The organism is Cryobacterium aureum (genome assembly GCF_002954245.1).
In the GTDB taxonomy this organism is placed as follows: domain Bacteria; phylum Actinomycetota; class Actinomycetes; order Actinomycetales; family Microbacteriaceae; genus Cryobacterium; species Cryobacterium aureum.
On sequence record NZ_PPTG01000046.1, the window covers coordinates 119,264 to 133,339 of the forward strand.

Annotated in this window: 13 protein-coding genes; 8 read left to right on the top strand and 5 right to left on the bottom strand. The window is 64.7% G+C overall.

Annotated features, from left to right (window positions below; genetic code table 11):
* Positions 1–27: 27 nt before the first annotated feature.
* Positions 28–942 (bottom strand): LysR family transcriptional regulator, encoded by a 915-nt coding sequence (locus CJ028_RS16490; RefSeq protein ID WP_105036309.1) that lies wholly within the window; start codon positions 940–942, stop codon positions 28–30.
* A 476-nt stretch (positions 943–1,418) separates the two neighbouring features.
* On the opposite strand from CJ028_RS16490, the gene pyrE reads away from it, so the two are divergent.
* The 3 genes from pyrE to CJ028_RS16505 all read left to right on the top strand — a co-directional run bounded on the left by pyrE (position 1,419) and on the right by CJ028_RS16505 (position 5,436).
* Positions 1,419–1,967, top strand: coding sequence for an orotate phosphoribosyltransferase (pyrE, locus tag CJ028_RS16495; RefSeq protein ID WP_105036310.1), 549 nt, complete (start codon positions 1,419–1,421; stop codon positions 1,965–1,967).
* Positions 1,967–3,238, top strand: coding sequence for a hypothetical protein (locus tag CJ028_RS16500; RefSeq protein ID WP_105036311.1), 1,272 nt, complete (start codon positions 1,967–1,969; stop codon positions 3,236–3,238). Before pyrE ends, CJ028_RS16500 begins: the two co-directional genes overlap by 1 nt.
* Before the next feature lie 416 nt (positions 3,239–3,654).
* Positions 3,655–5,436, top strand: a complete 1,782-nt coding sequence (locus CJ028_RS16505; RefSeq protein WP_161499013.1) for an HNH endonuclease signature motif containing protein — start codon at positions 3,655–3,657, stop codon at positions 5,434–5,436.
* Between the two features lie 296 nt (positions 5,437–5,732).
* Here CJ028_RS16505 and CJ028_RS16510 read toward each other — a convergent pair whose 3' ends face one another.
* The 4 genes from CJ028_RS16510 to CJ028_RS16525 form a co-directional block, all read right to left on the bottom strand.
* Positions 5,733–6,533, bottom strand: a complete 801-nt coding sequence (locus CJ028_RS16510) for an HAD-IIA family hydrolase (RefSeq protein WP_105036313.1) — start codon at positions 6,531–6,533, stop codon at positions 5,733–5,735.
* A 94-nt stretch (positions 6,534–6,627) separates the two neighbouring features.
* On the bottom strand, positions 6,628–7,272 hold the full coding sequence (locus CJ028_RS16515; RefSeq protein WP_105036314.1) for a metal-dependent transcriptional regulator: 645 nt from the start codon (positions 7,270–7,272) through the stop codon (positions 6,628–6,630).
* A 36-nt stretch (positions 7,273–7,308) separates the two neighbouring features.
* Positions 7,309–8,580, bottom strand: a complete 1,272-nt coding sequence (locus CJ028_RS16520) for an Nramp family divalent metal transporter (RefSeq protein ID WP_105036315.1) — start codon at positions 8,578–8,580, stop codon at positions 7,309–7,311.
* 75 nt (positions 8,581–8,655) lie between these two features.
* Complete coding sequence (locus CJ028_RS16525) at positions 8,656–10,107, bottom strand: catalase (RefSeq protein WP_105036316.1); 1,452 nt, start codon at positions 10,105–10,107, stop codon at positions 8,656–8,658.
* A 218-nt stretch (positions 10,108–10,325) separates the two neighbouring features.
* Between CJ028_RS16525 and CJ028_RS16530 the strand changes: the two genes are divergently transcribed.
* From CJ028_RS16530 to CJ028_RS16550, 5 genes are all read left to right on the top strand, one after another.
* Positions 10,326–10,988, top strand: coding sequence for a TrmH family RNA methyltransferase (locus CJ028_RS16530; protein WP_105036317.1), 663 nt, complete (start codon positions 10,326–10,328; stop codon positions 10,986–10,988).
* 42 nt (positions 10,989–11,030) lie between these two features.
* Complete coding sequence (locus CJ028_RS16535; RefSeq protein WP_105036318.1) at positions 11,031–11,399, top strand: nuclear transport factor 2 family protein; 369 nt, start codon at positions 11,031–11,033, stop codon at positions 11,397–11,399.
* 77 nt (positions 11,400–11,476) lie between these two features.
* Positions 11,477–11,962, top strand: a complete 486-nt coding sequence (locus CJ028_RS16540) for a DUF3151 domain-containing protein (protein ID WP_240607367.1) — start codon at positions 11,477–11,479, stop codon at positions 11,960–11,962.
* Positions 11,963–13,249 (top strand): adenylosuccinate synthase, encoded by a 1,287-nt coding sequence (locus CJ028_RS16545; protein ID WP_105036320.1) that lies wholly within the window; start codon positions 11,963–11,965, stop codon positions 13,247–13,249.
* A gap of 63 nt (positions 13,250–13,312) precedes the next feature.
* Entirely contained in the window at positions 13,313–14,071 is a 759-nt protein-coding gene (locus CJ028_RS16550; RefSeq protein ID WP_105036321.1) for a GNAT family N-acetyltransferase, read from the top strand.
* The last annotated feature ends 5 nt before the right edge of the window (positions 14,072–14,076 follow it).

Below are 14,076 nucleotides of genomic sequence, written 5' to 3' on the forward strand. Positions count from 1 at the left end.
AGCAACACTTTTCCCGCTCTCGACGACCTATTTAGGGGTGTGGGATTGCTGCACCGTCGCGGCCTCGGATTGCAGCGCGGCGATTATGGTGCGCACGGCTAAGCGTTCGGCTCGGTCGGGGCGCATCAGGGCCACGATCTGGCGCTCGGATTCGATGCCCCGCAGGGGCTTCAATACGAGGCGACCGGGCTGGCCGCCACCGGAGGTGTAGCGCGGCACGAGAGCGATGCCGAGCCCGGCGATCACGAATGATTCGATCAGGGCCAGGTCGGCGAAGCGCTGCGACATCGACAGTCGGGCGCCGGCTTCCTGCTCGATCGCGTGCAAAATGCGCTCGAACGGGTAACCGTCGGTCACCCCGATCCAGGTCTCTCCGATGAGGTCGCTTGGGCGCACCCAGGCGCGATCGGCAAGCGGATGCCCCACCGGCAGACCCACATCGAGCGGCTCGGTCATCAGCGGAACGACCGTGAGACCGCGGCCGGCCCAGGACAGCTGCCCACTCATCGAGTGCGCCAATACAATGTCATACTCGGCGGTGAAGGCGGGAAAGTCGCTCAGTTCGGGGTCTTCGTCGGCGCAGTTGAGCACGAGCCCTGGCCCCAGGTTTTTAATGACACCGGGCAACAGCATTTGACCGGCCGTTGGAAAGGTGACGAGGCTCACTTCGCCGGTGGCGTTGTTGCGAAAGTCGTCCCAGAGCGCGGTTGCTTTCGCGAGTGACACCGCGACATCCGTTGCACTGCGGGCGAGGGCCCGGCCAGCATCGGTGAGTACAAGGCCGCGTCCTTGCCGCTGGGTGAGCGGCAGACCTGCCTCACGTTCGAGTACCTTGAGCTGTTGTGAGACCGCCGACGGGGTGCGGTGAGTGGCGAGGGCGACCGCCGTGACACTGCCGCGGTCGGCGAGTTCACGGAGAAGCTCGAGTCGTTGCACATCCATGTAGGCAGTCTAAACAATTCATACAGAATAAATCGATTGTGCTGCACGGTCAGGGGTGGTCAAATAAGAGAGTCATACACGAGCAGTGACGCCTCCGTGCCGGGCCAGTCCACCTCCTTCGAAAGGCACCTCGTGTTCATCCTCATCGCCATCGTGCTCATTGCCGTTGTTTCAACCGTCGCCCTCGTCGTCGAGGTGCACCGCGACGGCTACCGCCAGGTAGAGCGTCGCAACTTGGTGCGCATCTTCTAGCTCTCACTTCTCTTCCCGCTCTCGCGGGAGGTTGAGGGGGCGCTCCTTCGCGGGGCGGCGGGAACAGGGTCACCTGCTCCTCGCTCAAACATGTGGATGTCCCGGGGACTACCGCGAAATGCGTGCGGCGACCCCGAAACACCCGAAAACTCGAAGGCGCCGCAGGAAACCCCGCCCCCACCTCGACTCTTTGCGGCTGTGAGGCATGCCCTAAACTGGCGATTGTGACTGATACACGGCAGAAACTCATCGACTTCATCTCGGCCGAGGCCGTTTTTCACGGAGACTTCGTTCTCACCAGCGGTAAAAAGGCCACGTACTACGTCGACCTGCGCCGGGTGAGCCTCGACCACCGGGTCGCCCCGCTGATCGGGCAGGTAATGCTCGACCTCATCAAGGATGTGCCCGATGTCGTCGCCGTCGGCGGCATGACCATGGGCGCCGACCCGATCGCCGCCTCGGTCATGCACCAGGGCGCGGCCCGCGGCGTGAGTTATGACGCGTTCGTCGTGCGCAAGGAACCCAAGGACCACGGCCGCGGACGCCAGGTCGAGGGTCCCGACCTCGCCGGCAAGCGCGTGATCGTGCTCGAAGACACCTCGACCACCGGGGGGTCGCCCCTCGCCGCCATCGAAGCGCTGCTCAAGGTTGGTGCCAAGATTGCCGGCGTTGCCGTCGTGGTCGACCGCAACACCGGTGCTCGCGAAGTGATCGAGGCCGCCGGCTACCCCTATTTCGCCGCGATCTCCCTTGAGGACCTGGGGCTCAACTAGTGGCATCAGACGACGACGAGCGGGGAATCGACTGGCTCGCGTCGCAGCTCGACCCGGAAGGCACCGGTGCTGACTCACCCAACGACTCAGCTGCCGCCGCTTCAGATAATGCCAAAACGGATGCTGCCAAAACGGATGCCGCCGCCCCCACGAGCCGCTTTGGACGTCGCGCACGTCGCGCCAAGCCGGTCGTAGCAGAGCCCGAGGTCGTCGAGCCCGTTGAGCCGCCCGTTCCGGCAGCGCCCGCCGGGCCGGTTCCCTGGTGGAACACTCCGCTGCCTCGATCGGTCGAAGTTGACGCTGACACCGTTGAGGCTGCTGAGCGCAGTGTGCACTCCGATTCGGCGGATGACGATGAGCCGGCCACTGCTCTCGAGCAGGAAGCCGTTCCGCCGACCGATAGTTCACCAGAGCTGGCCCCGCAGCCCGCTGCAAGGGCCGAGCCGATCGCTGTAGAGCCGATCGCGCCTGTGCCCAGCACCGCCGAGCTGATCACACCGGCACCGGCACCGGCGGCAGCTGTCGTGCCCGAAGCGGTCGAAGAGCAGGCCACGGCCGCAACCGAGCTGCTTCCCGTCTCGGCAGCGGATGCTGACGCACCCGACTCGGGGGCGAGCATCCGCTTAGCCGAAACCGACCAGCCAACGCACACCGAGGCGCCGAGTCGCCACCGGTCCCGGCGAGTTCTTGCCGGGGGAACGCAGGCCGCCCTGGTCTGGACCGCCGTCGGGCTGCTTGCCCTCATCGTGCTGGTGGGGCTGTTCTATCTCGGCCAGCGTCTGGTCGCGAGCCCGGTAGCGGCTCCGGCACCGACCCAATCCGCGACGCCGACTCCCACTCCAAGCCCCACGCCCAGGCCGGTCCCGGAGATCACGGCGGCGCAGGCCGCCGGCGTGCACGAGTGGAACACCCTATTCGGTGGCGAGTGCCTCGAACCGTACGTCTCGCCGTGGGAGGAAGAGCTCACGGTCGTGGATTGCGCCGTCGCACACACCGCGCAGCTGGTCTACCGCGGCAACTTCGGCGGCGACGCAACCACCGTGTTTCCGGGCGAGGCGGCACTCGCCGCCCAGATCAACCTGCTCTGCACGGCACCCGGAATCCTTGACCTGAACGCCGCGGGTGCTTACCCGAACCTGCAAATGCAGGGCAGTTACCCGATCACCGAAGAACAGTGGACCACCGGCCTACGCAACTACTACTGCTTCGTGAGCCGTGCCTCGGTCGAACCGCTGGCCGCGACCATCATGGGCGCCGGCCCCACCGCCTGATCCAGAAACGGCCGTGACCGCGACGCATTCGCTGATGCGCGGGCTCATGGCTGAGTCTCAAAATTCATCGAGGTTTACGGTGAGGCTGTGGCGCTGACGCTGTGGAGGATATGGGCCGGATCGCGGCCGGGCCTCGGCGACGCGGAATTGGCTCGGGTATAGTGTGCGCGGCCGTGGAGTAGACCCGAATCGTCGGATGCATGTGTAATGAAAAATCGTCTATTGATTCGATAATAAACCCTTGACAGCAAATCGTGACGGCGGTGAAACTCGCGCGATCGCCCTCGCTCTGTCTGCTCGCGATGGCGTTATTGTTGGCGAATTCGGATCAGGCGGTCATATCTGCTGCTGGGAATCTATCTGAGATTCTCTCGACTTTATGTTCGATTCGCGGTAGAATTGGCATGAAGGAGGCAATGGCACCCATGTTCATGGAAAACCCGAGTGAGTTCAGTTCACACCCCGTCATTGTGGCGGTGGAGCAGGCTCGGGAGATTCTGTTGGCGGCGTTGCGTGGGGTGTCGTTCGGGCTGCTCGGTGACGAAGAGTCGCTGACCATGTTGCTCGCGCTGGAGAGTGTGGGCCGAGTGGTCGACGGGGCCCGGGTGCTCTCCACGACCGATGTGCTGCGCCGGTCCGAATATTTCGATGCTGCCGCTGCCCAGGCCGCTGCTACGAGTGCTGCTGCGGAGTCTGCGATGGCGGAGAGCGCCGCGCCGGCGGGGTCGGGCGAGGCTGCTCCTGGCACGGCGACGACTCTGGGTGCGCCGACGCTGGCCCGTCGGCTGGGCTGCCGCAGCGGCGTCGAGCTGGTCTGCACCCTGGCCCGGCTGTCTCGCTCGGAGGTGCGGCAGCGGTCAGCGCTCGGTGAGAAAGCCGGCCAGCGGATGCTGCTCGGTCGCCCCCTCACTCCCACCTACCCCGTTCTCGGCGAAGCCCTGCAAGGTGGGGAACTCGGTCTCGAGCAGGCCCGGGTGATCGTCACGGTGCTCGACGGCCTGCGCTCTTCAGTTCTGGTGGAAGACCTCGACCGGGTCGAACGCTCCCTCGTCGCCAGCGGCTCCGGCGCAATCACCCCCGAAACCGACGGGCTCCCCGGTGCGGGTATCGCGTTTGCGCCGGAGTTGCTGCGGCAGCAGGGCATCCAGTGGAAGGCGCGCCTCGCTCCCGACGGCACGGCGCCCGGCGAGGCGCCGCCGGAGCGGCGCAGCTGGCTCACCTTCGGCACCCTCAGCAACGGCGGCTACAGCCTCAACGGCTGGTTCACCACCCTCGACCGCGCCATCATCGGCAACGTCTTTGACGCGTACCTGTCCGCCGCCGCGTCCAACCCGGTCCCCGGAGCCAACGCCACCGCAGCTACTCCTGGCACCCAAGTAACACCGCGCGCCACGGTCGCGTTTCGTGACACCGACCCCGCCGACCCCAGCACCAGCGAAAAGAAGAGCACTGGCAACAGCCCTGACACCCAAGCCGAAGCCGAGGTCGAGGTCGAAATCGAAATCGAAATCGAAATCGAAATCGAGGTCGAGAGTAACGACCTGCCCGACCCGCTCAGCTCCGACAGACTCAGTCCGTGCTCGCAGCAACCCGACGACACCCGCTCCCGCAGCGAAAAGCAAGCTGGCATCCTCCGCGCTGTGTTCGAAGCCGCCGCCCGGCAGCCCGGCACCCCGACCATGGGCGGAGCCGCCCCCACCGTGCTCGTGCACATCAACATCAACGACCTCCTCGCCGGCCGCGGCGCCGGCTGGATCGATGGCCTCGACGGCCCCCTCACCACCAACCAAGTCGACGAACTCATCTGCGCCGGCGGGTATCAACCGGTGCTGTTCGGCCACAACGGAAAGATCCTGCACCTCGGCACCAGCAACCGATTCTTCACCGCCCAACAACGCCGAGCACTCGCCGCCCGAGATGGCGGCTGCGTCATCCCCGGCTGCACCATGCCACCCCACCTCACCCAAGTGCACCACGTCGTCCCGTGGCGCCAGGGCGGCCCCACCGATATCGACAACGCCGTCCTGCTCTGCAACGCCGGCCATGCCAGCATCGACACCTCCGGCTGGGACATCGACATGCGAGACGGCCGCCCCTGGATCCGCGGACCCCTCATCTTCGACCCCACCCAAACCTGGCGCCCCGCCGCACAAAACCGCGCAGCCACCCCCACCGAAAAACCCAACTGGAACAAGTAAGTCCGATCGGCCGGAGGCACTCGACCGACGGGATGGCTGGGCGGCGCAGGGAGCCAGCGCAGGCAGCCAGCGCAGGACTATGGCGGTCTCGACGGGCTTGAGCAGCGGAGTGGCGCTGCCGCGGGGCGTCGGCTGGCGGCCTTCCGTTGCGATCTCAGGCGGGTACGGGGATAGGCCGGCTACGCGTGCAGCAGCCGACCACGCAGCCGACCACGCAGCCGAGCTGCGCGGGCAGGTCAGCGCCGACCGGGAACGGCGCGTAGGAGCGGGCGAGCGAGCGCCTGTGGAGGAGGCGCTTAGATCTCGTCGCTCTCGATGAGATCGGTCGAGAGCAGCTCGTGCACGCCGGCCACGATCTCGTCGGGCCTAAACGGGTAGCGATTGATCTCGGCCTCGTCGCTGATGCCGGTCATTACGAGAATGGTGTGTAGTCCGGCCTCGATACCGGCGACGATGTCGGTGTCCATGCGGTCGCCGATCATGCCGGTGTTCTCCGAGTGTGCGCCGATCTTGTTCATCGCCGAGCGAAACATCATGGGGTTGGGCTTGCCGACGACGTAGGGTTCCATGCCGGTAGCTTTGGTGATGAGCGCCGAAATCGCGCCGGTTGCCGGCATCGGACCGTCCTTGCTCGGTCCGGTCGCATCCGGATTGGTCGCGATGAACCGCGCCCCGCCCAGAATCAACCGGATCGCCTTGGTGATCGCCTCGAACGAGTAGTTGCGGGTCTCACCAACCACAACATAGTCGGGGTTGGACTCGGTCATGATAAACCCGGCCTCGTGCAGCGCGGTCGTAATGCCGACCTCGCCGATGACGAAGGCGGTGCCGTTCGATACCTGCGATTTCAGAAAGTCCGCCGTGGCGAGAGCGGAGGTCCAGATGCGATCCTCCGGCACGTTCAGCCCGCTCGAGCGCAGCCGGGCGCTCAGATCACGCGGGGTGAAGATGGAGTTGTTGGTGAGCACCAGAAACGGCGTGCCAGAGTCGGTCCACTGCTGTAGCAGCTCGGCCGCGCCCGGTAGAGCCTGGTTCTCGTGTACGAGCACACCGTCCATGTCGGTGAGCCAGCATTCGATCTCGTCGCGTCGTGCCATCGGGCGCTCCTTTTCGTCGTGTTCAGCCTAGCCGCGCAACGTTTCCCTACGGTTACGGGTATTGCTCAAATAAGCGGATGCCGTACAAGTCGCCTCAGGCGGTCACCCAGATCGACGCGGCCGCAGCCGGCGTCACCAGCCGACTCTGGCCATCCGCTAGAACGATGGTGAGGGGCGCTGCCAAGGTGAACTCGGTTCCGGGCCCGATGAGGTCGACGGCGAGCTCGCGCAGCACGGCCGGGTCGCGGTCGCTGATGCGCAGCACGGTGCCCGCATGACCGACCGTGGCGTCGGCCAGCAGCAACGCCGGCGGCCGCAGCACGGTGCCGTCGGCGGAGGGAATGGGATCGCCGTGCGGATCGTGCGCCGGAAACCCGAGGCGCGCATTGATGGCGTCGAGTAGGCGATCGGAGATGGAGTGCTCGAGAATCTCGGCCTCGTCGTGCACCTGGTCCCAGTCGTAGCCCATCTCCCCGACCAGCCAGGTCTCGATCAGGCGATGTCGCCGCACGACGGCGGTCGCGCGCAGGCGACCAGCGTCCGTCAGCGCGAGCGGGCCGTAGGGAATATGGGTGATGAGCCCGCTCGTTGCGAGTTTCTTGACCATTTCGGTGACGGATGACGGCGCCACACCCAGTCGCGCAGCCAGCGCGGACGGCGTGATCAAATCGGACTGCCACTCGGTGTGGGCATAAATGGTCTTGAGGTAGTCCTCGGCCGCGCCGGTCGTGTGCGTCATATCTGTTTCAGCGTATCCGCTCGCGCGCCTCCGCCCTTAAATGCCGCTGAATACCAGCACGAGCAGCACCACGTTCAGCGCTACCAGCGCCAACGCGCAGACTACCCCGGCGGCGGTCGTGAACCAGCGGTTGGTGAAGGTTCCCAGCAGACCGCGCTGGGCGGTGAGCCAGACCAGCGGAATCAGCGCGAAAGGAATGCCGAACGACAACACCACCTGGCTCAGCACGAGCGCCTGCGTGGGGTCGAACCCCACGCCGAGAATGAACAGTGCCGGAATCAGGGTGACCAGTCTTCTCAGCAGCAGCGGAATGCGCACGTGCAGCAGGCCGTGCATGATCTCGGCACCGGCGTAAGCGCCGACCGAGGTCGAGGCCAGGCCAGAGGCCAGCAGCCCCACCGCGAACAGGGTCGCCACGATCGGCCCGAGCGTGTCTTTCAGAGCCGCATAGGCGCCCTCGAGGGTGTCCGTTCCGTCCACACCCTGCAGAGCGGATGCCGCCAGCAGCAGAATCGCTAGGTTCACGGTTCCGGCGATGACCATCGCGATCGTGACGTCCCACTTCGTGGCCCAGAGCAGGCGCCGGGTGGCGACGACGCCCTGCCACTCCGGAAAGCGGTCGCGGGTGAGGGAAGAATGCGCGTAGATGGCGTGCGGCATGATCGTGGCGCCGAGAATGGACGCGGCGAGCAACACGGAATTGGAACCGTCGAACCGGGGTACCAGCCCGTCGAGAACGCCGCCGGCGTCGGGCGGCGAGACGAAGACACCGGCCGTGAACCCGACGGTGATAATGAGCATGAGCGTGATTATGACGCGTTCAAAAATGCGCGGTCCGCGCCGGGAGTGCACCATGAGCACGATCATCGAGATGGTTCCAGTGATCACGCCGCCCCAGATAAGCGGCAGGTTGAACAACAGGTTGAGGGCTACCGCACCGCCGATGATCTCTGCCAGGTCGGTGGCCATGGCCACCAGCTCGGCCTGGATCCAGTACAGCCTGCGCGCGGTGGGCCGCTTCATGCGCACCCCGAGAATCTCAGGCAGGCTCGCCCCCGTAACGATGCCGAGCTTGGCCGAAAGGTATTGGATGAGCCAGGCCATGACGTTGCCGGCCACGACCACCCAGACGAGCAGATAGCCGTAGCGGGCACCCGCGGTCATGTTGCTCGCGACATTGCCGGGGTCGAGGTAGGCGACCCCGGCGACGAGGGCCGGTCCGAGCAGCCAGAGCAGGCGGCTGGAGGCGACCGTGGTGGGAGCTTGGGAGAGCACGCGATCGTGGGTCGGAGCATCCGTTTTAGTCATACCGAGACCATACTCAATATTTAGGTAAGCCGAAACCCCGAAGTTGAACTTTCATCGAGTCGATATTCATCCGGGTTATCCTGCGCGCACACCGCTCTCAACCCGGTCGCCAAGATCGTTGTCAACGTTGTGCCAATATGCGAAAGCACGCAGAAGCACTGGCTCGCTCACGCCATTGAGAAGATGCCCCACGATGTTGCTCACCAAGCGCGCTCGGGCAGAATCGTCCAACACCTCCCGCACGAGCGTTCCCGCTTGCCCCCAGTCGTCATCCTCCGGGTGGAGGGAAGCGGCTGAACGCACCAGATCGCCGTCGGCAAACCACACGGCCGATTCGCCAAAGCGTGCCGTGTCCGCGGTCGGCCCACCCTTGGAGTTGGGCACGTAGACCGGATCCCCAGGGTTGTGCTGGCGCATGCTCCCATCTTTGGCATAGGAGCGAACTTCAGCACCCCGCGGCCGGTTGACCGGTAGCTCGTTGTAGTTGGTGCCGATCCGCGCCCGATGCGCATCCGGATAGGAGAACATTCGGCCCTGCAGCATGCGGTCTGGACTCGCCCCAATCCCGGGCACCATGTTGTTCACCTCGAACGCTGCCTGCTCGATTTCTGTGTGATAGTCAGACGGGTTTCGGTCGAGCGTCATCCGGCCAACATCGATGAGTGGGTAATCCTTCTGGGAAATAACCTTGGTCAGATCGAAGGGATTGAAGCGATAGTCCTTTGCTTCACCGAAGGGCATGATCTGTATTTTCAGGCTCCAGCTCGGGTATTCACCGCGCTCGATGGCCGCGTGCAGATCGCGGGTGTGATAGTCACCGTCTTTCCCAGCCATCTCGTCAGCTTCAACCTGGGTAAAGAACTCGATGCCCTGATCGGTCTTGAAGTGATAGCGAACCCAGAACCGTTCACCTGACGCATTCACCCACAGGTAGGTGTGGCTGGAGAAACCATCCATGTTTCGCCAGGTGCGCGGGATCCCGCGGTCACCCATCAGCCACGTCACCTGATGCGCCGACTCCGGGGACAGAGTCCAGTAATCCCACTGCATGTCATGGTCACGAAGATTCGTATCGGCGCGACGTTTTTGCGACCGGATGAAGTCCATGAACTTCATCGGATCCCGCATGAAGAAGACCGGGGTGTTGTTGCCGACCATGTCGTAGTTGCCCTGCTCCGTGTAGAACTTGATGGCAAAACCACGCGGATCACGCCACGTATCGGGGCTTCCTCGTTCTCCGGCTACCGTGGAAAACCTGATCAGGAGGTCAGTCTTGCGTCCGGGTTGGAATAGATCCGCTTTGGTATATGCACTCACGTCATGGGTCACTTCCAACCGGCCAAACGCGCCACCGCCCTTGGCATGCGGCTGTCGTTCCGGCACACGTTCACGATTGAACTGCGCCATCTTTTCGATGAGGTAATGGTCCTGCAGAAGTATCGGTCCGTCCGGTCCGACGGTCAATGAGTGCTCGTCGCTGGCTACCGGAATGCCGGCGCTGTTCGTGGTGAAATTCTGCTCTGACACGATTTTCCAATCTGTCGACCGATCCGCTTTCGAAGGTTCGAAAGCGGATAGCTAGCTTCCGGCCGAGATGATGACAGCAGCGATCCCTGTGAACGTTGTTCCTCAACCAGTACCTCCATACGACTCCTCCTATGAGGCGGCGTCAAGAACAATCTGGAACATCGCCAGCTTCAGACCACGGTCATGCTGCTCTCTGATCTGGGGGATACGGTTAAGCAGTGAATGAACCAGAAGTCAACCGGCCAGATCTTGCGACGACGCCCGACAACCCCACGCCAGAACGCTCCACCTACGGCGTCGGACCCTGGCCGGGGGAATGGCCGAGCGAAGATCGCTACGACGCCGAGTTGCTCGAGCACGGCGACACTCGCAACGTGATCGACCGCTACCGCTACTGGAATATGGCCGCGATCGTGGCCGACCTGGACGAGCATCGGCATCCGTTTCACGTGGCCATCGAAAACTGGCAGCACGACATGAATATCGGCTCGATCGTGCGCAGCGCCAACGCGTTCGGCGCCGACACCGTGCACATTATCGGCCGCAAGCGCTGGAACAAGCGCGGCGCCATGGTCACCGACCGCTACCAGCACGTGCTGCACCACCCGGATGTCGCCGCGTTCGTCGACTGGTGTGCCACCGGGGAACTGCCGATTATCGCCATCGACAACGTGCCCGGCAGCGTCATCATCGAGACCTTCACTTTTCCGGAGCGCTGCGTGTTGTTGTTCGGTCAGGAAGGTCCCGGCCTGTCGGAAGAAGCCATCGCGGCTGCCGATTCCATCGTGGAAATTAGCCAGTTCGGGTCGACCCGGTCGATCAACGCCTCGGCCGCCGCGGCCGTCACGATGCATTCCTGGGTGGTTCAGCACCGGTTCTGATCTTTCCTGTCTTCAGTGACGGTTTGGGGCTAGCGTGGCGGTATGACTGCGATCACTGACGATCTTCCGGCCCGCCTCCTCCACGAAGAAAATGCCGGATGGGAGGCCATCCTGGGCGGGAACGGCGGCGCCTACTACCAGCGCGAAATGACCGACGACGGCTTGATGATCGTGCCGGGCGCAGTCATCACGCGCGACCAGGTCACCGCCTACTTCGACGAGGCGGCTCCGTGGGAGAGCTACGGCATTCACGAACCCGCGATCATCCGGCTCGGCGAGCATGCCGGTGTCGTGGTGTACAAGGCCATCGCTCGCCGCGGTGAGGTCGTGGCCGAGCTGAACATGTCGACGACTTACCTGTTCGTCAACGGTGGCTGGCGGGTCGCGGCTCGGCAGCAGAGCCCGGCGTAGCGATGTAGACCCTGGCGTTTATGGTCATCGGGCCGGTCGCCGGGGCTACCAGCCCTGCGGTCTTGGTAGCATTCAGTGTGACCGGCGACAATTTGATTTCAGAGCCCGAGACCCTTCTTCCCGCAGAACCGGAGGTGCTCGAGGCCCTGCGCCGAACCGCGAGGAGCGAGATCGCGGCCGTGGTGCAGGTGCACCCGACCTCCCCGCTGGCCTGGGCCGAACTGGCCGACGCCACCCATCATGAGGGTCGCATCCTCGAGTCATACGCCTACGCCCGGGTCGGCTACCACCGCGGACTCGACGCCCTGCGCAAGGCCGGCTGGCGCGGCCACGGCCCCATTCCGTGGCACCACGAACCCAACCGCGGTGTGCTGCGCGCCCTGTTCGCGCTGCGCCGCGGCGCCGAAGAGATCGGCGAGGGCGACGAAGTCGCCCGCCTCACGGCTTTTCTGACGGATGCCGATCCGGACGCCATCGACATCATCGCCACCCTGCACACCGGTAGCCCGGGGTTCGATCCGGCGCCGCCCACTGAAGCTTTTGTTATTCGAGGAGAAGACTAAATGCCCGCGATCGTACTCATCGGAGCCCAGTGGGGCGACGAGGGCAAGGGTAAGGCCACCGACCTGCTCGGCAGCCGGGTCGACTATGTCGTCAAGTTCAATGGCGGCAACAACGCCGGCCACACCGTGGTCGTGGGCGACGAGAAGTATGCGCTGCACCTGCTGCCGTCGGGCATCCTGAGCCCGGGAGTCACCCCGGTCATCGCCAACGGCGTCGTCGTCGACGTCGAGGTATTGTTCGAAGAGCTCGACGCTCTCGCTGAGCGCGGTGTCGACGTTTCCCGGCTCAAGGTCAGCCTCAACGCGCACGTCATTACCGCGTACCACCGCACCCTCGACAAGGTCACCGAGCGTTTTCTCGGCAAGCGCCAAATCGGCACCACCGGCCGCGGCATCGGCCCGGCCTACGCCGACAAGATCAACCGGGTCGGTGTCCGCGTGCAGGACCTGTTTGACGAGAACATTCTGCGCCAGAAGGTCGAGGGAGCCCTCGACCAGAAGAACCACATGCTGGTCAAGGTCTACAACCGTCGTGCCATTGAGGTCGAGGAGATCGTCACCGAGCTGCTCAGCTACGCCGAACGTATGCGCCCCATGGTCACCGACACGGCGCTGCTGCTGCATCAGGCGTTGACGGCGGGCAAGACCGTATTGTTCGAGGGCGGCCAGGCCACCATGCTCGACGTCGACCATGGTACCTACCCCTTCGTCACGTCGTCGAACGCCACCTCCGGCGGTGCGGTGACCGGTTCCGGCATAGCCCCGAACCGCATCGACCGCGTCATCGCCGTGGTCAAGGCGTACACGACCCGGGTCGGCAGCGGCCCGTTCCCTACCGAGCTCTTCGACGAGTCGGGCGAATACCTGCGCGCCAACGGCTTCGAGTTCGGCACCACCACCGGGCGCCCGCGTCGCTGCGGCTGGTACGACGCTCCGATCGCCCGCTACACCGCGCGCATCAACGGCGTCACCGACTTCGTGCTGACCAAGCTGGACGTGCTCACCGGCCTGGCCGAGATTCCGGTCTGCGTGGCGTACTCGGTCGACGGTGTGCGCGTCGAAGAGGTCCCGGTCTCGCAGAGCGACTTTCACCACGCCGTTCCGATCTACGAGAACTTTCCCGGCTGGACCGAGGACATCACCGGCATGCGCACCTTCGAGGAACTGCCGCAGGCCGCACAGAACTACGTGCTCGCCCTCGAGGGTATGAGCGGATCGCGTATTTCCGCGATCGGCGTCGGCCCCGACCGTGAAGCCATCGTGGTACGGCACGACCTGATCGACTAACTTTCTGGGCTGGTTGCCACTAACCGGGTACAAAACCTCACTTTGACGTGCCACACTGGGGCAGTGAACGCCGTGAGACCCCATTCCCTGACCCTGACCGGTCGTTTTGTGCAGTTGCAACCGCTCGGAAGTGCGGTGCTGCCCGACCTGGCGCGCGCCATCGCGCACCCCGAAGTCTTCGCCGTGGGCTACGGCGGCGGCCCGGCCGCGCTGCACCAGGGCGTCGATGGCTTCATCAAGTGGGCACACGATTATTTTCAGTGGGAAGACCTGCCCTACGTGGTGCGCCTGCTCGGCGGCCCCAACGACGGCGACGTCGTCGGCACCACCACCCTCGGCGACATCGACGAGGTCAACGAATCCATCCACCTCGGCTGGACCGCCTATGACCCGCGCGTCTGGGGTACCGCCGTCAACGCCGAAACCAAACTGCTCGTGCTCGGTACCGCCTTCGACAATGGGTTCGGCCGGGTCAAAATTCAAGCGGATGCCATCAACGAGCGTTCCCGCGCCGCCATCCTCGGCATCGGCGCCACCTTCGAGGGCATCCTGCGCCATGATCGCCCTCGCGCGGACGGCACCTGGCGGGACAGCGCCGTGTACTCGATCCTCGCTGACGAGTGGCCGGCCGTGCGCGCCGGGCTCGAGGCCCGCCTCGACGCGTTCGAGGCCCGGTTCGTCACGTATCGGAGCCTGCGCCCGGCCGGTTCGAGCGGCACCATCAGCGGCGGTGGGCCGCGGGGCGGCTTTGGTCTGAGCGCCAGAAACGCCCCAGAGGCGCCGGACGTCGAACGCAACGCCGGGGCTGACACGTCGCAGTAGGTGCG